Origin of the sequence: Gemmiger sp. An50 (assembly GCF_002161595.1) — a bacterium.
Taxonomy (GTDB): Bacteria; Bacillota; Clostridia; order Oscillospirales; family Ruminococcaceae; genus Allofournierella.
On sequence record NZ_NFID01000001.1, the window covers coordinates 40,285 to 58,518 of the forward strand.

Annotated in this window: 12 protein-coding genes; 8 read left to right on the forward strand and 4 right to left on the reverse strand. The window is 60.6% G+C overall.

All coding sequences use genetic code 11. From position 1 onward, the window contains the following. Positions 1–153 precede the first annotated feature (153 nt). From B5G03_RS00240 to B5G03_RS00265, 6 genes are all read left to right on the forward strand, one after another. On the forward strand, positions 154–2,208 hold the full coding sequence (locus B5G03_RS00240; protein ID WP_087179828.1) for a sigma-54 interaction domain-containing protein: 2,055 nt from the start codon (positions 154–156) through the stop codon (positions 2,206–2,208). A 277-nt stretch (positions 2,209–2,485) separates the two neighbouring features. Further along, positions 2,486–3,670: a MalY/PatB family protein gene (locus tag B5G03_RS00245; RefSeq protein WP_087179829.1), complete on the forward strand. Its 1,185-nt coding sequence runs from the start codon at positions 2,486–2,488 to the stop codon at positions 3,668–3,670. Between the two features lie 102 nt (positions 3,671–3,772). Continuing rightward, a complete protein-coding gene (locus tag B5G03_RS00250; RefSeq protein WP_087179830.1) occupies positions 3,773–5,329 on the forward strand; it encodes an AbgT family transporter in 1,557 nt (518 codons plus the stop codon). Positions 5,330–5,419: 90 nt separating this feature from the next. Beyond that, entirely contained in the window at positions 5,420–6,601 is a 1,182-nt protein-coding gene (locus B5G03_RS00255; protein ID WP_087179831.1) for a M24 family metallopeptidase, read from the forward strand. A 129-nt stretch (positions 6,602–6,730) separates the two neighbouring features. After that, positions 6,731–8,425 carry an FAD-dependent oxidoreductase gene (locus tag B5G03_RS00260; RefSeq protein WP_087179832.1) on the forward strand — a complete coding sequence of 565 codons (1,695 nt, stop codon included), beginning with the start codon at positions 6,731–6,733 and terminating at the stop codon, positions 8,423–8,425. An 18-nt stretch (positions 8,426–8,443) separates the two neighbouring features. Next, entirely contained in the window at positions 8,444–9,730 is a 1,287-nt protein-coding gene (locus B5G03_RS00265; RefSeq protein WP_206423583.1) for an L-cysteine desulfidase family protein, read from the forward strand. Positions 9,731–9,862: 132 nt separating this feature from the next. On the opposite strand, the gene B5G03_RS00270 is transcribed toward B5G03_RS00265, so the two are convergent. Then, a complete protein-coding gene (locus tag B5G03_RS00270) occupies positions 9,863–11,569 on the reverse strand; it encodes an alpha-amylase family protein (protein ID WP_087179833.1) in 1,707 nt (568 codons plus the stop codon). Between the two features lie 30 nt (positions 11,570–11,599). Beyond that, positions 11,600–12,565: a nucleoside/nucleotide kinase family protein gene (locus tag B5G03_RS00275; RefSeq protein WP_242962230.1), complete on the reverse strand. Its 966-nt coding sequence runs from the start codon at positions 12,563–12,565 to the stop codon at positions 11,600–11,602. Positions 12,566–12,741: 176 nt separating this feature from the next. Between B5G03_RS00275 and B5G03_RS00280 the strand changes: the two genes are divergently transcribed. Both B5G03_RS00280 and argH read left to right on the forward strand, forming a co-directional pair. After that, positions 12,742–13,722: a LacI family DNA-binding transcriptional regulator gene (locus B5G03_RS00280; protein WP_162613293.1), complete on the forward strand. Its 981-nt coding sequence runs from the start codon at positions 12,742–12,744 to the stop codon at positions 13,720–13,722. Positions 13,723–14,329: 607 nt separating this feature from the next. Next, positions 14,330–15,709: an argininosuccinate lyase gene (gene argH / locus B5G03_RS00290; RefSeq protein ID WP_087179836.1), complete on the forward strand. Its 1,380-nt coding sequence runs from the start codon at positions 14,330–14,332 to the stop codon at positions 15,707–15,709. Positions 15,710–15,756: 47 nt separating this feature from the next. On the opposite strand, the gene B5G03_RS00295 is transcribed toward argH, so the two are convergent. Both B5G03_RS00295 and B5G03_RS00300 read right to left on the reverse strand, forming a co-directional pair. After that, positions 15,757–17,163, reverse strand: coding sequence for a flippase (locus B5G03_RS00295; RefSeq protein WP_087179837.1), 1,407 nt, complete (start codon positions 17,161–17,163; stop codon positions 15,757–15,759). A 13-nt stretch (positions 17,164–17,176) separates the two neighbouring features. After that, positions 17,177–18,229 carry a polysaccharide pyruvyl transferase family protein gene (locus B5G03_RS00300; RefSeq protein ID WP_162613294.1) on the reverse strand — a complete coding sequence of 351 codons (1,053 nt, stop codon included), beginning with the start codon at positions 18,227–18,229 and terminating at the stop codon, positions 17,177–17,179. Between the last annotated feature and the right edge of the window lie 5 nt (positions 18,230–18,234).

Sequence of the window (18,234 nt, forward strand, 5' to 3'; positions counted from 1 at the left end):
AATACTTCTGTTATTTTTGCAGCAAATTCCGTGCCAGCGCCGCTTCGCCCGGGCCGGACCCGCCCGCCGGGCCGCTTTTCTTGACAGCGCCCCCGCCCCATGCCATAATAAGCTCAGAAAAATAGGTTGAACAGGTTGAAATGAGGTGTTTTTATGGCCAAACAACTCGCCATCATCACCTGGGACGCAGCCTCCGCCCGGCTGTATGCCAGTCAGGTGCGGGAATTCTTCGGCGACCAGGTCAACACCCGGTGCTACAGCACCCAGCTGCAGCCGGACCCGGTGATCGAACCGGCGGACGTGTATCTGGTCTCCACCTGCGCCTTTGCCGACCGGGACATCGGCCAGCTGCTGCCCAGCCGGGGACCGGTGGTGCTCAGCGAGGTGCGGGTGACCCGGCAGGGGCTGGAACGGCTGCTGGCCATCCCCCGCAGCACCCGGGCGCTGCTGGTGAACCTGAACCAGTCCATGGCCACCGAGACCATTGCCACCCTGAACCAGCTGGGCGTGACCAACATCCAGTTCCTCCCCTATTACCCCGGCGCGCCGGAGCCGCCCCATGTGCCGCTGGCCATCACCACCGGCGAGCGGCGGTTCGTGCCGGAATGGGCCACCGAGGTGATCGACCTGGGGCCCCGGCTGCTGAGCGGCAGCACCTTTCTGGAGTTGGCCCATCAGCTGAAATGCGAATCCGCGCTGGACGGCCCCGCCTTCAAGGAATACCTGGCCTCGCTGGCCGAGCAGTCCTACGGCATCGAGCAGATGCTCCAGCGCTCGGTGCAGATGGAAAGCCTGTTCGAGCTGTTCGAGCAGGCGCTGGACGCCGGGCTCATCGGCGTGGACGGCGAGGGCATGATCTTTGCCTGCAGCCCCAAGGCCGAGGACATCCTGGGCCTGCCCGCCCGGCAGCTGCTGGAGCGGCGGGCCCAGCAGGCGCTGCCCTTTCTGCCCTTTGCCGAAAGCCTTTCCGCCCAGAAGGCCATCCACAGCCGCCTGGTGGAGATTCACGGAAACCCGGTGTCGGTGAGCATTCACTCCTTTTACCGGGGCGGCGGCAGCCCCACAACCTTCTGCGTGCTCCAGCGTTTCCGGGACGAGGAGCGCCGCCAGCAGAAGATCCGCCGCCAGATCCTGGGCAAGGGCCACGTGACCAAATACACCTTCGACAGCATCATCGGCGACAGCCCCTGCATGGTGGCCGCCCGCCAGCTGGCCCGCCGGATGGCCGCCAGCAACGCCTCCATCCTGATCAGCGGCGAGAGCGGCACCGGCAAGGAGCTGTTCGCCCACGCCATCCACGCGGCCAGCCCCCGGGCAAACGAACCCTTTGTGGCCATCAACTGCGCCGCCATTCCGGACGCTCTGCTGGAAAGCCAGCTGTTCGGCTACGAGGAGGGCGCCTTCACAGGCGCCAAAAAGGGCGGGCACATCGGCTTCTTCGAGGCCGCCCGCAGCGGCACTTTGTTTCTGGACGAGATCGAGGCCATGAGCCCCATGCTGCAGGTGAAGCTGCTGCGTGTCTTGCAGGAAAAGGAGATCGTGCGGCTGGGCGGCGTGGACGTGATCCATGTGGACGTGCGCATCATCGCGGCCTCCAACGTGGACCTGAACGAGGAGGTACACAGCGGCCGGTTCCGGCGGGACCTGTTCTACCGGCTGAGCGTGCTGCCCCTGCAGCTGCCCCCGCTGCGCCAGCGGGGCGGCGACGTGCTGCTGCTTCTGCGCCGCATCCAGGAGGGCATCGGCGCCCGGTTCGAGCTTTCGCCCGCGGCGGCCCAGCTGCTGCTGCGCCACCCCTGGGAGGGCAACGTGCGGGAGCTGCGCAACTGCGTGGAATACCTGGCCTACCTGGAAAAGCCCCTCATCGAGCCGGAGGACCTGCCGGTGACCCTGCTGGCCGCCGCGCCCCACGCGCCCGCCGCCGAGCCTGCCCAGGCCGCCGAGCTGCGCCGCCTGGCCGGAGACCGGCTGCAAAGCTACCTGTTTTTGCTGCAGCAGCTGGCCGCCAGCCGCTCGCTGGGCCGCCAGGCGCTGGAGGCCCGGGCCGCCGCTGCGGGCCTGACTTTGAGCCAGCAGAACATCCGCACCATGGCCGCCCAGCTGGAGCAGCTGGGCCTGGTGAGCATCCAGAAGGGCCGGGCGGGTACCTGCATCACCCCCCAGGGTCTGGAGCTGCTGGCCGAGCTGACCCGAAATCCTCAGTTTTAGGTTGTTAATAGGTTGATATTTCATCCAATTCATCACCTTTTATAGACCAATTTCCGCACAAACGGGGTTTTCTTGTCCAAAATGGTCAAAAATCGCTTCCAAATTCTGCGGATTTTTTCGGCGTTTCCGACAATCAGAACTTGTTCTATTTGTCGGGAACGCCAATTTTTGCCTGTTGTCAAAAAAATTACCTCTTTTGGCCCGATTCTTGCTATAACATAAGCAACAGCAACCGGGCGGCACACCGCCCAGAGCCCACGCAAAAGGAGACGACGCTATGAAATACGATTTCGACCGCCCCATCGACCGGTGGAACAATTTCGCCGCCAAGTACGACGAGATGGAGGCCCGCTTCGGCCGCAGGGACCTGATCCCCATGTGGATCGCCGACATGGATCTGATGACCGCCCAGCCCATTCTGGACGCCATCGACGCGCGCAACCGGCAGGGCATTTTCGGCTACACCAGCCGCCCGGACTCCTATTTTGAAGCGGTTTGCCAGTGGCAGGAAAAGCGCAACGGCTGGAAGCCGGACCCGGCGCTGTGCCTGTACACCCTGGGCGTGGTGCCGGCGCTGTGCACCTTTGTGCGGGAATTCTCCAAGCCCGGCGACGAGATTCTGTTCACCACCCCCGTTTACGGCGAGTTCTTCGATTCGGTGGAAAACTGGGGCCGCAAGTGCCTGACCGTTCCCCTGAAGGAGGAAAACGGCTACTACTCCATGGACTTCGAGGCCTTTGAGGAGGCGCTCAAGCGCCGCCCGCCCCTGTTCATCCTGTGCAACCCCCACAACCCGGTGGGCCGCGTCTGGACTGCCGAGGAGCTGCGCCGGATGGGCGAATTGTGCGTGCAGTACGGCACCCTGATCATCAGCGACGAGATTCACAGCGATCTGATGCTCTTCGGCCACAAGCACATCCCCATGGCCACCGTGAGCGAGGAGATCGCCGCCAATACCATCACCTGCACCTCCGCCACCAAGACCTTCAATCTGGCGGGCCTGCAGGCGGCCACCCTGATGTTCCCCAACGAAAAGCTGCGGGACACCTACCAGGCCTTCTGGAAATCCATGGACGTGCACCGCAACAACTCCTTCAGCCTGGTGGCGGTGGAGGCCGCCTTCCGTCACGGCGAGGAATGGCTGGAGCAGCTGCTGGCCCATCTGGAGCGCAACGTGACCTACGTGGAGAACTACCTGAAGGAGAACATCCCGGAAATCACCCTGCACCGGCCGGAATGCACCTATCTGCTGTGGCTCAACTGCAAGGGTCTGGGCCTTGCGGGCGATGCGCTGCCCGCCTTCATGGTGAACGAGTCGCACCTGGCCCTCAACGACGGCCGGGGCTTCGGCAAGACCGAGGGCGAGGGCTACATGCGCATGAACATCGCCTGCCCCCTGTGCACGGTGGAAAAGGCCATGGCTCAGCTGAAGGCCGCCGTGGACAAGCACATGGGCCGCTGACCCGGCCTCCCCAACTGCGGATCAAACTCTTCACAGCGGAGGAGAGTGTGATAAGGCGGCACTGCCGCCGGAGAGAGTAACCATTTATAAGGAGGAATCCCCATGGCAAAAAGCAATTCCCTGCAAAAGAAAAGCCTGATCGTTCGTGCGCTGGACAGCATCGAACGTGCGGGCAACGCCCTGCCCAGCCCGGCTACCATCTTCCTGATCCTGACCATCGCGGTCATGATCATCTCGGCCATCTGCGCCAAGCTCGGCGTGTCGGTCACCTACGAGACCATCGACACCGCCAACGGCAACGCCATCGTTGAGACCACCGTTTCCGCGGTGAACCTGCTCTCGGTGGAATCCATCCGTGACCTGATCACCAAGATGGTCACCAACTTCACCTCGTTCTTCGCTCTGGGCACCGTGTTCACCATCATCCTGGGCGTGAGCGTGGCCGACGGTTCGGGCATGCTGTCCGCTCTGCTGCGCAAGGCGGCCACCTCCGCCCCCCGCAGCCTGGTCACCGCCATGGTGGTGTTCCTGGGCATCATGTCCAACATCGCCTCCTCCACCGGCTACGTGGTGCTGGTTCCCCTGGGCGCGATTCTGTTCATGGCCTTCGGCCGTCATCCCATCGCGGGCCTGGCCGCTGCCTTCGCCGGTGTGTCCGGCGGCTGGAGCGCCAACCTGCTGATCGGCACCAACGACCCCATGTTCGCGGGCATGTCCACCCAGGCGGCCAACATGCTGGACCCCAACTACGTGGTATCGCCCCTGTGCAACTGGTTCTTCATGTTCGCCTCCACCTTCGTGATCACCGCCATCGGCACCTTCGTGACCGACAAGATCGTTGAGCCCCGCCTGGGCAAATACGAGGGCGCCATCGAGTGCGAGAGCAACGACCTGACCGCTGCCGAGAAGCGCGGCCTGAAGTTCGCCGGCATCGCCGCCCTCATCTACATCGCCCTGATCCTGATCGCCGTGGTTCCCACCAACGGCCTGCTGCGCAGCGCTACCGGCGGTTTCCTGTCCAGCCCCTTCATGAGCGGCATCATCTTCATCATGATGCTTCTGTTCCTCATCCCCGGCATCGCCTTCGGTGTGGGCGCGGGCACCATCCACAACGACAAGGACGTTGTGGACCTGATGACCAAGGGCATCTCCGGCCTGTCCGGCTTCATGGTACTGATCTTCTTCGCGGCTCAGTTCACCAACTTCTTCACCTACTCCAACCTGGGCACCATCCTGTCCGTTGCGGGCGCCAACTTCCTGGAGAGCGTGGGCTTCGTGGGTCTGCCGCTGATCATCGCGCTGATCCTGCTCACCGCCATCATCAACCTGTTCATCGCGGTGGACAGCGCCAAGTGGGCCATCATGGCTCCCGTGTTCGTTCCCATGTTCATGCGTCTGGGCATGTCTCCTGAGCTGACTCAGGCGGCCTACCGCATCGGCGACTCCTGCACCAACATCATCGCCCCCACCATGCCCTTCTTCGTACTGACCGTGGCCTTCTTCCAGAAGTACGACAAGAAGGCCGGCATCGGCACCGTTGTTTCCACCATGCTGCCCTACTCTCTGGGCTTCCTGCTGGGCTGGATCGCGCTGTTCATCATCTGGTACGTTCTGGGCCTGCCTCTGGGACCCGGCTCTCCCATGTTCTACCCCGCCTGATCCCGTCTGCCGGTTTTGTAAGGAGCCGCGCGCGCCGCTGCGCGCGCGGCCCTTTTCCGTTACATCCATCACTCAAAGGAGGATTGTTCCATGCTTCCCAAAGAAAACCGAATCAAGGAGCTTCTGCGTGAAAAAGGCCTGGACGGCGCCATCGTCTCCTCGCCGGAAAACTTCCATTATGTGACCGGCTTCGCCGGCCATCAGCACACCGTGTCCCGCCAGGCGGGCTTTTCCATCGCGGTGGTCAGCGCCCGGGAGGATGTGCCCACCCAGCTGACCACCATGGACTTTGAGGTGCCCACCTTCGAGATCAAAAGCGCGGGCCGCTTCATCGTGCGCAAATACGACACCTGGGTGGGCGTGAAAACCTGGGACGAGATTGCACACGGGGCCGTTGTGCCCGCCCCCGCGGTGATGGAAAGCTCCTCGGACATCCTGGCCAAAATGGTGCGGGAGATGGACCTGGCGGACAAAAAGCTGGGCGTTGAGCTGGACTATCTGCCCGTGGGCTATTACAATAATCTGTGCGGCATGTTCCCGGAGGCAAAGTTCGAAAACATCTCCGAGCTGTTCGTCTACGCCCGCAGCGTGAAGACCCCCGAAGAGATCGAGATGTTCCGCACCCTCTGCCGCGCGGCGGACGAGGGCTTCACCGCAGTGAGCCGCATCGCCCGCCCCGGCGTGAGCGAGCGGGAGCTGGTGAACGAGTTCCGCCGCACCGTGATCGCCACCGGCGTGGCCGCGCCCAGCGCCTGGTCCATGTTCTCCACCGGCGAGAGCGGCAGCCGCCTGACCATTCCCGGCGACGCGGTGATTCAAAAAGGCGACGTGGTGAAGTTCGACGCGGGCGTGAACGCCGAGTTCGACTTCTACACCACCGACACCTCCCGCGCCTGGGTGATGGAGGGCGCGGACCCGGCGCTGTACAAGCTGAAGGACCGGCTGTATGAGGCCCAGCGGCGGATGATCGCCGCCGCCAAGCCCGGCCTGCCCATCAACGAGCTGTACCACATCGCCTACGACTACGTGAAGGAGATGTATCCCAGCTACCGCCGCGGCCACCAGGGCCACAGCATCAGCATGGGCCCCGCCACCGCCGAAGCCCCCTACATCAACCCCACCACCACCCGGCCGCTGGAAGCGGGCATGGTGCTGGCCATGGAGGTGCCCTGCTACATCGGCGGGGTGCAGGGCTTCAACATCGAGGACATGGTGCTCATCACCGAGGACGGCTGCGAGGTGCTCACCCCCAACACCCCCCATTACCTGTAAATTTCCCTTTTCCCATTCCCAAGACCCAATTCCCCCTGACCCAAACCGTTTGTTTTCCAGGGCGGCGCCGCCTGATCGCAGGCAGCGCCGCCCCAAATCCCATTTTTTCCGAAAGGCAGGGAACGTTCCATGAAAATTCTGATCGTGGGCGGTGTGGCCGGCGGCGCCGGCACCGCTGCCCGGCTGCGCCGCAACGACGAAAACGCCCAGATCATCCTGTTTGAAAAGGGCGAGTACATCTCGTTTGCCAACTGCGGCCTGCCCTACTACATCGGCGGAGCCATCACCGAGCGGGAGGCGCTGCAGCTGCAAACCCCCGAGGCCTTCCACGCCCGCTTCAACGTGGATGTGCGGGTGAACAATGAGGTCCTTTCGGTGAACAGCGCCGAAAAGACCGTGACCGTGAAAAACCACGCCACCGGCGAGACCTACACCGAAAACTACGACGCGCTGGTGCTCTCGCCGGGCGCTTCGCCCATCCGCCCGCCCTTTGACGGCATCGAGAAAAACCACGTGTTCACCCTGCGCAACATTCCGGACACCTACGCCATCTACGACCACATCGCCGCCGCCAAGCCCCGCACCGCCGCCGTGATCGGCGCGGGCTTCATCGGCCTGGAAATGGCCGAGAACCTGGCCGACCGGGGCATCGCCGTGTCGGTGATCGAGGGTGCGGACCACGTGATGGCCCCGCTGGACGGCGACATGGCCCACCTGGTACACAACCGCATCCGCGCCGCGGGCATGGGGCTGTATCTGGGCAAAAAGTGCGCGGGCTTCACCGAGAACGCCGTGCTGCTGGAAAGCGGCGAGGCCGTTCCCGCCGACATGGTGATCCTGTCCATCGGCGTGCGGCCCGAGACCGCCTTCCTGGCGGGCAGCGGCGTGGAGCTGGGCGCGCGGGGCGAAATTCTGGTGGACGAGCAGCTGCGCACCAGCGTGCCGGACATCTACGCTTTGGGCGACGCGGCCACCGTGACCAACCTGGTGAGCGGCGCGCGGCAGGTGATTCCCCTGGCAGGCCCCGCCAACAAGCAGGCCCGCATCGTGGCGGACGTGATCTGCGGCAAGAAAGCCGCCTACAAGGGCAGCATCGGCACCTCGGTGATGAAGTTCTTCGACATGACCGTGGCCGCCGCCGGTGAAAAGGAAGAGAGCCTGCGTGCCGCGGGCACCGCCTTCCGCAAGAGCTACACCGTATCCGCCAGCCACGCGGGCTACTACCCGGGCGGCACCCAGATGTTCGTCAAGCTGCTCTACAGCCCCGAGGGCCGGGTGCTGGGCGCTCAGATCGTGGGCGGCGAAGGGGTGGACAAGCGCATCGACGCGCTGGCCATCGCCATCCGCTTCGGCATGACCGTGTACGACCTGGAGGAGATGGAGCTGGCCTACGCGCCCCCCTTCTCCAGCGCGAAGGACCCGGTGAACATGGCGGGCTTCGTGGCCCAGAACCTGCTGGAGGGCAATGTGGAGCTGTTCTACGCCGAGGACGTGGACAGCCTGCCGGAGGACGCTGTGAAGCTGGACGTGCGCAACCCGGAGGAACTGGCTGAGCTGGGCGAGATTCCGGGCTTTGTGAACATTCCGCTGAACCAGCTGCGCCAGCGGCTGGAGGAGATCGACCTGACCCGGCCGGTGTATGTGACCTGCCAGGTGGGCCTGCGGGGCTATGTGGCCGCCCGCATCCTTGCGCAGAAGGGCGCAAAGGTGTATGATCTTTCCGGCGGGTATGCCTTCTACAATGCCCGCCGCACCGATCTGGCCGGCCGGGCGGACAAGGGCGGCAACACCTGCGCCGCCTGCGGCATGCAGATCACTCGATAAAAAGGAGCGCAAGACAAAATGCTGGACCGTACTGTTTACGATACCTATGTTCGAATCCTCACCCGCGAGCTGGTGCCCGCGCTGGGCTGCACCGAGCCCATCGCCATCGCGCTGGCTGCCGCCAAGGCCCGCGAGGTGCTGGGCGAGGAGCCCCGCCGCCTTCTGGTCAAATGCAGCGGCAACATCATCAAGAACGCCAAGGGCGTGATCGTGCCCACCACCGGCAACATGCGCGGCATCGACACCAGCGCCGTGCTGGGCGCGCTGGCGGGCAACGCCTCGCTGGGCCTGGAGGTGCTGAGCAAGGTTGGCCCCGCCGACCTGGAGGCCACCCGCCAGATGCTGGCCCAGGGCGTTTGCACCGTGGAGCTGCTGGACACCCCCTCCCGCCTGCACATCATCGTGGAGATCACCGGCGACAGCCACACCGCCCTGGCCGAAATTCGGGACGAGCACACCAATGTGGTGCGCATCGAGCGGGACAGCGAGCGCCTGTTCTACAAGGAAGTGGAAGAGGTGGCCGACGAGGACGACGGCGATCTGGACGCACTGAACCTGGCGGATATTCTGGAATTTGCCAACACCGTTGAGCTGGACGACATCCGCCCCATCATCAAGCGGCAGATCGAATACAACACCCGCATCGCCCAGGAGGGCATGACCCACGCCTACGGCGGCCGGGTGGGCGCCACTCTGATGCGCCACTACGGCGGCGACGTGCGGGTGCGCGCCCGTGCGCTGGCCGCCGCGGGCAGCGACGCCCGCATGGGCGGCTGCGTGCTGCCGGTGGTCATCAACTCCGGCAGCGGCAACCAGGGCATCACCTGCTCGGTGCCCATCATCGTGTACGCCAAGTACCTGGCCGCCACCGAGGAGACCCTGTACCGGGCGCTGGTGCTGAGCAACCTGACCGCCCTGCTGCAAAAGCGCGGCATCGGCCGTCTGAGCGCCTTCTGCGGTGCGGTGTGCGCGGCCTGCGGCAGCGGCGCGGGCATCACCTACCTGCACGGCGGCGACTACGACGCCATCAGCCGCACCATCACCAACACCCTGGCCAACGCCTCCGGCATCGTGTGCGACGGCGCCAAGGGCAGCTGCGCCGCCAAGATCGCCACCTCGGTGGACGCGGCCATTCTGGGCCACGAGATGTCGCTGGACGGCAACACCTTCGGCGCGGGCGAAGGTCTGGTGAAGGAAAACGTGGAAAAGACCATTGCCAGCATCGGCCGCATGGCCGCCGACGGCATGCGCGAGACCGACAGCGAGATCCTGCGCATCATGATCGATCAGGGCTCCGGCTGCTGATCGCCCCTCTTCCCCGAAAATCCATCCCATTAGAAAAGAAGGCCCGGGGCCGCGTGGCAGAACACCACGCGGCCCCGGGCCTTTTATGATTGCAGAAATGAGGAATTGTCAAAAGATTGCGCTTCGGGCGGCTCAGCCCTCCTGGAAGACCACCTCGGTCTTGCCGTTCTCGCCCACCTCAATGGCAAAGCGCTCGGCGGCAAGGTCCATGGTCAGCGCGGCGGTGTGGCCCTCCTTCTCCCAGCGCAGGGTCAGCTGGGCGGGAGCCGGGTTCTCCACGGTGAGCTTGGCGTCCCAGCCGAAGGCGGGGCAGCTGTTGCGCAGGCGCAGCAGCTCCAGCTGGCGGCGGACTACCGGCTGCTCCAGCTTCTCCACCGCATCCTCCAGGCTCAGGTTGGTGCGGTTGATCTCCTTGTGACCCGCGCCGCCGCCGCGGCGCACCGCCTCCAGATCGTTTTTGCCCGCGAACAGGTCCAGGTACCACACCTGGGGCTTGCCGGGCATGAACAGCTGCAGGGCACGGGCCATCAGCATCTTCCGGTCGCTTTCGCCCAGGGCACTGTAGTAGGTGCAGTTCACCTGGTAGTACATGTTCTTCGCGCCGTGCAGGTCCTTTACAAGACCGCCACGGCCCTTCAGGGTCTCCACCATGGCCAGGATGCGCTCCTCGGGCAGCAGGCCCTTCAAATCCAGCAGGGGGATGCCGTCGTGGCAGCCCAGCATGTTCACCACACGCATGCCCTTTTTCTGAATGTCGTCGATCCAGCGCACCAGATATTCAAAGTTCTTATGCTCAAAGGCGTCCAGAATCAGGCCGGGCAGGAAGAAGTCGTAGGTCATGCAGCCCGCCTCGCACAGCTTCTCGTGGGTCTTCTCCCCGTAGCTGGCGTGGATCTCGGGCAGGATGCTCAGGCCATATTTCTCGGCAATGCCGCCCACCCGCTGCAGCATCTGCCAGGTGTCCGGCTCGTTGAGGAAGTTCTTCGCGCCGGGGGTCTTGGGGGCATAGGCGAAGGCATCCAGACGGATGATCTTCGCGCCGTAATCCGCCAGCTTGTGCAGGGTCTCGTCGTAGAACTCCCACACCAGCGGAGAAGCCACGTTCAGGTCCATCTGGCCCAGATAGCTGCGGCGGCTCTCCAGATGGTCCACCACCGCGGCCTTGTGGGTCTGGAATGCGCCGAAGTCCATGGCGGCGGGCTTTTCGCCCCGCTCCAGCGCGGCGTTCACCAGGTCCGCAATGCGGCTGGCCGCCTGATACTGGATGCCCATGCTCTCCACCAGCTCGCTGGCGTCCACCTTGCGGTAGCGCACCTCCTGATAGAAGGTGTTCCAGTAGGGCACCTCGCTGCCGTCCGGCATGCGCACCATCAGAATGGGCAGGCCGGGCTTGCGGAAGAACATGTCCTTTATCAGCTCGGCATCCGGCTGGATGTAGCCCTCCTGGGTCATCTGGCCGTGGCCGGCCCAGAATTTGTTCCAGTTGATGAAGAAGTCCTTATAGCGGGAGTTCTCGCCGTTTTTCAAAAGGTCCTGGAACTGGGGCGACAGCACCGAAGCGTGGTTCAGAATCAGGTCGAATTTCAAATCGATGCCCAGCTTGCGCAGCGCGTCCAGATCGGCCTGACCGGCGTAGCACTCGTTCAGGTTGTAGTCGATCACCGAGAAGCCCCGGTCCAGATCGGTGTTGAAAATACTGGGCAGGATGTAAAAGGCGTCGAAGGCGCCCTTCATCTCGCCGCGGCCCAGCAGGGCCACGATGTCGGCCAAAGTGCCGCCCATGCTGTCCGGGTAGGCGTTCAGCATCACACCGGCGGAAAGTGCCGTTTTGTTTTCCATTGCTCTGTTCCCCTTTCTCTCTTGCGCCGCTCAGGCGTTGGCCATCAGAGCCTGGTAGTCGGCGTAGCTGAGCAGCTCGCCGCTCTTGGACAGAATCACCGCCGCCTTGTGGGCCTGAGAGGCCAGCAGGCCCTGCTCGATCTCCAGCACCATGGTGGTGAAGGGGCTGTCCACCTTGCCGTCCCGGTTGCGCTCGCGGCGGTGGGCCATGGTCTCGGCGGGGGTGCTGTTCAGCAGCACCGGCAGGTCCACCCCGGCCAGATTGTCGTTGTTGCTGTGGGTCCACTCGATGATCAGCACGCTGGTGGCGGAGAAGTCCACGGTCTCGGTCCACAGCTCGCTGGGGCGGCGGCCCATCCGCTTCAAAGCGATGTGCTCCGCGCCCGCCTGGAACTGGGCGATGATGCCGTTCACCCGGTCGAAGTCGATCTCCCCCGGGGTGCCCAGATAGCCCTTCAGGCCACGGCGGCCCGCCGCCTGATAAACGCTCAGCCAGCCGTACTCGCCGCACAGAGCCGGGTCGGCGTCCTTGTCCGCTTCCATCAGCTCGTGGAGCTTGGCGCTAATTTCGGCGGTGTGCAGGCCACAGGCCACCAGGCCCTTCAGGCCGAAGTCCCGGAACACGCGCAGACGCTCGGCGTCGTTGTACTCGGGGATGCGGTGGGGGTAGTTGTCGCCGGAGAGGATATAGCTCTTCGCGCCCAGCTGGCCCAGGTACCAGCCCAGCAGGGACGCGGTCTCGCTCTTGCCCACGCCGGAGCCGCCGCACACGCTGAGCACGCACCGCTGCAGGGGCTTATTCTCCAGAGCGGCGATCATCTTGTCCACCAGAACGGGCAGGATGGTCTTTGCCTTGGCCACGTGGCTCTCGGTGATGAGCACCTTGTCGCCGGGCATGTCGCCGTGGGGGATCGCGGCGGGCAGGGTCATGGCGTCCAGCCGTTCGGCCAGGCCCTCGCGGGCAGCCTTCAGCGTATTCAGCAGCGTGTTGTTCATAATACGTTCTCCTTTGCGCTTTGGAATGGATGAAAACTTGTCCGGGCAGTACCGCCTGAGCCGTCAGGCAGAATGTGCGGCATTGCCTTGGATATCTGCAAAGGTCCGTTTGACTTCGCCCCCGCCGCTGTGGGATAATAAAGAGAATGATTTGCGGCGAGAGGAGCAACGGTCCTATGGCAACTTTAAAAGATGTGGCACGCCTGTCCGGCGTGACGGTGACCACCATTTCCCGGATGCTGAACAACCGGGTCAACGTGAGTGAAAAGACCCGGGCCAAGATCATGGCGGCCATGGAGGAGCTGGACTATCACCCCAACGAGCTGGCCCAGTCGCTCATCAAGCAGAAGAGCAGCTTCATCGGGCTGATCGTGCCCTCGGCGAAGAACTTCTTCTTCGGCGCGGTGATCGACTGCGTGGAACGGCATGTGTGCGCCAACGGCTACAAGCTGCTTTTGTGCGTGTCCGACCTGGATGTGAACAAGGAGATCGAATACTTCCACATGCTGAAAAGCAACAAGGTGGCGGGGGTCATTCTGGCCAGCCACACCCAGAACCTGCACCAGCATGTGAACCTGAACAACCTGCCCCTGGTGACCATCGACCGCACCCTGTCGGATTCGGTGCCCAGCGCCTGCGCCGACAACTACGCCGGCGGACGGCTGGCGGCCGAGCATCTGCTGGACAGCGGCTGCCGTCGGCTTGCCTACATCAGCGGCAGCGCGGGCATCGAGATGGACGCCAACAAGCGCTGGGTGGGCTTCTGCGACGTGTGCCGCGAGCGGGGGGCCCAGGTCCCGGTGATGGTTGACGCCAGCGAACGGGACTTCATCGCCATGCGCTACGAGCCGCTGATCCACCAGCTGTTCCAGACCCACCCGGAGGTGGACGGGGTGTTCTCGTCCAACGACATCATCGCCGCCCAGGTGCTGCAATATTGCAGCCAGCAGGGCATCGACGTGCCCGGCCAGATGAAGGTGGTGGGCTGCGACGACACCGACCTTGCCTGTCTGACCACCCCGCCCCTGACCACCATCCACCAGCCGGTGGAGGACATCTGCCGCTGGGCGGTGGAGCGGATCGTGGCGGGCGAAAGCGCCGGTGAGCCGGAAGCCCGGGTCTTCCCAGTGCAGCTGATTCAGCGTCAGAGCACCTGAAATTCCCTCGTTCCTCCCCCATGATAAAAGATGCGGGGCAAAATGTCAATCGTTTGACATTTTGCCCCGCATACAAAATTTGCCCTTGCTTTTGGTAAAAATCCACAAAAGCAGGGGCATTGTTTTTTCGCTGCCTTCCCCCGTTTTCTCTCTTCCTGCCGCCGCCCCCACCACCTGCTCCACCCTTCTTTCCGCAGCGCCAATCGCTCCTCCCGCCCGCCGAAAATCAGCCTTTTCTACCGGGGGCCCGGCCGGTGAACAGCCCCGCCGGACCCCCTGTGCCCTGTTCCGGCCGGGCTGCCTTTCGCGGCATCCGCCGCGCCGCTTTTCCTTTCCCACCGGTCTTTCCCGGTCCTTCCTTAAACGAATTTTTATTCTTTATTTTTGCACGGTTCTTGCATTTTAAGAATATTTATGCTAATATTCTGAATATAATCACAAAACGGCAGATTGAGACAGCACCGCATGATTCCAGGTGGCGCAGCGCCGGAAACCTTTGGCGCAATGCGCCGCCCGAAACGTTCGCCGTGAAGCGTGCAGGGTTGCCTTAAAAAAGAGGGCCGTGGGAAAAGGGGGATCGCCCGGCGCTGGCCGGGCCGGAACGGATATGGAAAAGCTTTGGGCAGGGCGGGCACAGGCCGCCACCAGTAAGATCGCGGACGACTTCAACTCGTCCATCCACATCGACTGCCGCATGTACCGGCAGGACATCACCGGCTCGCTGGCCCACGCGGCCATGCTGGCGGCGAAGGGCATTCTGAGCGGGGCGGACCTTGCCGCCATCACCGCCGGTCTGGAGGGCATTCTGGCCGATCTGGACAGCGGCGCATTGGCCATCGATCCCACCGCCGAGGACATCCACATGTTCGTGGAAGCGGAATTGACAAAGCGCATCGGCGACGCGGGCAAGCGGCTGCACACCGCCCGCAGCCGGAACGACCAGGTGGCCACCGACCTGCGGCTCTATCTGCGGGACGCCTGCACGTCCCTGCAGGGCCAATTGAAACAGCTGCTGGAGGCCATTTACGAGCAGGCCAAGGCAAACCAGGATGCCATTATGCCCGGTTATACCCATCTGCAGCGGGCGCAGCCGGTGTGTTTTGCCCATCATCTGCTGGCTTGGGCGGCCATGCTGCAGCGGGATGTCAATCGTTTGCAGGACGCATCGGCCCGCATGAACTACAGTCCCCTGGGCTGCTGTGCGCTGGCGGGCACCACCTACGACACCGACCGGGCCATGACCGCCGCGGCGCTGGGCTTTGACGGCGTGTGTCAAAACAGCATGGACGGCGTATCCGACCGGGACTTCTGTGTGGAGATCCTGAGCGCGCTGGCCCTTGTGATGATGCATCTTTCCCGTTTTTCGGAGGAGATCATCCTCTGGTCCAGCTGGGAGTTCAAGTTCGTGGAGCTGGATGACGGCTTCACCACCGGTTCCAGCATCATGCCCCAGAAGAAAAACCCGGACATGGCAGAGCTGGTGCGCGGCAAGACGGGCCGGGTGTACGGCGATTTAATGGGTACACTGACCATGCTGAAGGGTCTGCCGCTGGCCTACAACAAGGACATGCAGGAGGACAAGGAGGCCATCTTCGACGCCATCGACACGGTGAGCCAGTGCCTGGAGGTGTTCGCGCCCATGGTGCGTACCATGAAGCCGCTGAAGGCAAACATGTATGCGGCGGCACAGAAGGGGTTCATCAACGCCACCGACCTGGCGGATTACCTGACCTGCAAGGGGATGCCCTTCCGCAGCGCCTATAAGCTGACGGGCCAGCTGGTGGCGAAATGCATCGCGGAGGGCAAGGTGCTGGAGGATGTGAGCCTGGAGGAATACAAGGGCCTGAGCGAGCTGTTCGACGCGGACGTATACCAGGCGATTGATCTTGCGGCCTGCGTGGCGCGGCGCACGAGCCAGGGCGGCACCGGCCCGGCCTCGGTGAAGGCCCAGCTGGAACAGCTGGAAGCGTTCCTGGAGAAGCTGTGAGGGATATAGAAAAAAGGAGCACCCCGCGCGGGGTGCTCCTTTTTTGGTTATTTCTTCACTTTGCCGAGAATTTTCATGCCCTGCTGATAAAGGAATCCCACCTGCTGACGATAAATAAACAATACTACCGCCATAGCAAAAGGGAAAAGGATGTACAGCCAAATTGTATTGGAAAAAGCAGCAAGTGCCAAAATTACCATAACAGCCACAACCGGCCCCTGCTTTTTCAGAGAAGGCGAGAATTGCAACCACTCTTTGGCCCTTTTTCTCCGCACGAAAAAAATCACCATATTGCTGAACGTGGTAGCAATGGCTGCGCCAACAATTCCAAAAGGCGGAATAAGTGCCGCATTCAGCACAACATTGGCGATCGCCCCCACTACCGTGGTTGTAAACAACACCTTCGTGATTTTTGCACCAACAAACAGATTTCCGATAAACGCATTGTTAGAATCAAAATAAAACCCCAACATCAGGAAGGGAACCACGATCCATGCGTCGTAGAAATCCTTGCTGAACAAGATCAGAGCCAACAATTTTACAAACACGGTAATCCCCAGAACAATGACCGCCAGCGTAAACGTGTAAAGCTCATAGATCATTTCAAAGAAGCCGTTTTTGTCTTCTGAATCCACTTCCTTGATTGCCGACATACGCCACGCCGAATTGAACACATTGGCAATGGTGTTGCCCATTGCGGGAATCTTACTGGCAGCAGAATACAGACCAACCTGAGCCAATGTGGTGAGACCGGTCAGGAAATATTTGTTGATACTGGAATTGATCCACCAGAACATACTGTTCGGAATCAGCGGCAGGCTGTATTTCAGCATGCGGACCAATGTATCCTTGCGAAGTGAACGAAATTGGAGATACTTCCATGTTCTACAAGCAACTGCCAGGTACAGGCATTTGAATGCATTCCCCAGTACCAATGCACACAGATATCCTGCTACGCCCATTTTTAAGTAGGCAACCATCAGAACATTCGCACTGGCAACAATTGCAGTTGTGATGATGGAACTGACCGTAATCGCCTGTACCTTATCTATGGCACGAGCAAAATTAGAAAGCAGATTACTGAACATCATCGTAATCATGGACCAGACAATCCACCAAAGATACTGACCAACGATTTCATTATCGCTTCCCGCAAGGCACCCAATCACAACCAATACACTGGCCACTGTCGTAATCCAAACACCTAGGGAAAAAACCTCGCCGGTATTTTCGTTTCGGTCAAAAGCAAACCGCAAAACTGCATCCGCTACCGACAATGTTACCACAGGGATAATTAGATTTTGGGTCACCTGAATCAGATCAATCACCGCATACTCTTCTGTAGACAAATAGTATGTATACAGAGGCAGCATAAAAAAGGTGATGAATTTGGACGCAAATTCACTGATCGTGAACAGCCCTACATTTTTCAATAGATACTTATATGAACTCATACTTCATCCTTGATCAAGCAAGACAGTCTTTAATAGCCTGCGTCAGCGGCGCAAAGGCACTCTCCAGGTTTTTTGAAGAATAACGGGTTGCTTTGATGCTGTCAACTTTGATCCATTCTCCCGCTTTGCTCAAAGCGTCATTTCCATTTTCACAAAACACAATATAATCCAGATCTTTCAACCACTTTTCATAAACGCCTTTTACTTTTTTACTGCTGTTATCCATCGCAATGCAGGGCGTTCCCACTAGTGTGCAGAAAATCATGCAGTGAAGCCGGTCGGTGACAACAAATTTAGCAGAAGCTAGCTGTTGCATTTTCTTTGTGACAAATTTATTTTTCAAAGAAAGCGGAATCCAAAACCTAGTACACATATCTGTGATGCAAACTTGCTGCATCGCATTTTCCGCACATTCCTTAATATTTTCGATAACTTCACTGCCAGTCACTTTTTCTGTATCGTTCCTCATACAAAGAATTATACCTTCGCCCTTTTCATTTTTTACCTGACTGTGAAGGGAAAGAACCATATCAGGAACCAAGAACACCCTATTATTCATATCCGGGAAGAACTTTTCTTTCATAAATTTATAAGAGTTTTCTTCACGCACAAAAACACAGACATTTGATTTTCTATACGTTTTAATCGACTGATCTAATTCTCTTTCGCCTTTCTCATCATGGCTAAAATAAACAGTCTGAGGAAATACAATTTTAACATTGCTAGGAAAATCAGAGATCACTTTTCGGACTAATGGCTCCATTCCCCATAGCGTTCCCAAAAATCCGCCTCCATTTATACCAATGATATCTTCCGGTCCAATAAGTTTTTTTACTTTTGAATAGATAAACTTACTAAATATAACACCTATTGAGATATGCGCCAAGTCCGGAAATTCTGCTTCAAGGAACTTTTCTTCAGCCATTGTAATCGCATGATCACCGATATTATTATACTGTGGCACCGCCAAGATCACTATACGCTTTTTCCCCTTTGTCTTTTTCAACCGAACATATGTCGGCAGAAAAAGCAAATTTGCGATCAAACGCTGAATTAACTTCTTCATTTTAA

Bases quoted from the DNA above. Each gene is read 5' to 3' on its own strand.
- B5G03_RS00240 (WP_087179828.1), top strand. From the start codon at position 154: ATGGCCAAACAACTCGCCATCATCACCTGGGACGCAGCCTCCGCCCGG.
- B5G03_RS00245 (WP_087179829.1), top strand. From the start codon at position 2,486: ATGAAATACGATTTCGACCGCCCCATCGACCGGTGGAACAATTTCGCC.
- B5G03_RS00250 (WP_087179830.1), top strand. From the start codon at position 3,773: ATGGCAAAAAGCAATTCCCTGCAAAAGAAAAGCCTGATCGTTCGTGCG.
- B5G03_RS00255 (WP_087179831.1), top strand. From the start codon at position 5,420: ATGCTTCCCAAAGAAAACCGAATCAAGGAGCTTCTGCGTGAAAAAGGC.
- B5G03_RS00260 (WP_087179832.1), top strand. From the start codon at position 6,731: ATGAAAATTCTGATCGTGGGCGGTGTGGCCGGCGGCGCCGGCACCGCT.
- B5G03_RS00265 (WP_206423583.1), top strand. From the start codon at position 8,444: ATGCTGGACCGTACTGTTTACGATACCTATGTTCGAATCCTCACCCGC.
- B5G03_RS00270 (WP_087179833.1), bottom strand. From the start codon at position 11,569: ATGGAAAACAAAACGGCACTTTCCGCCGGTGTGATGCTGAACGCCTAC.
- B5G03_RS00275 (WP_242962230.1), bottom strand. From the start codon at position 12,565: ATGAACAACACGCTGCTGAATACGCTGAAGGCTGCCCGCGAGGGCCTG.
- B5G03_RS00280 (WP_162613293.1), top strand. From the start codon at position 12,742: ATGGCAACTTTAAAAGATGTGGCACGCCTGTCCGGCGTGACGGTGACC.
- argH (WP_087179836.1), top strand. From the start codon at position 14,330: ATGGAAAAGCTTTGGGCAGGGCGGGCACAGGCCGCCACCAGTAAGATC.
- B5G03_RS00295 (WP_087179837.1), bottom strand. From the start codon at position 17,163: ATGAGTTCATATAAGTATCTATTGAAAAATGTAGGGCTGTTCACGATC.
- B5G03_RS00300 (WP_162613294.1), bottom strand. From the start codon at position 18,229: ATGAAGAAGTTAATTCAGCGTTTGATCGCAAATTTGCTTTTTCTGCCG.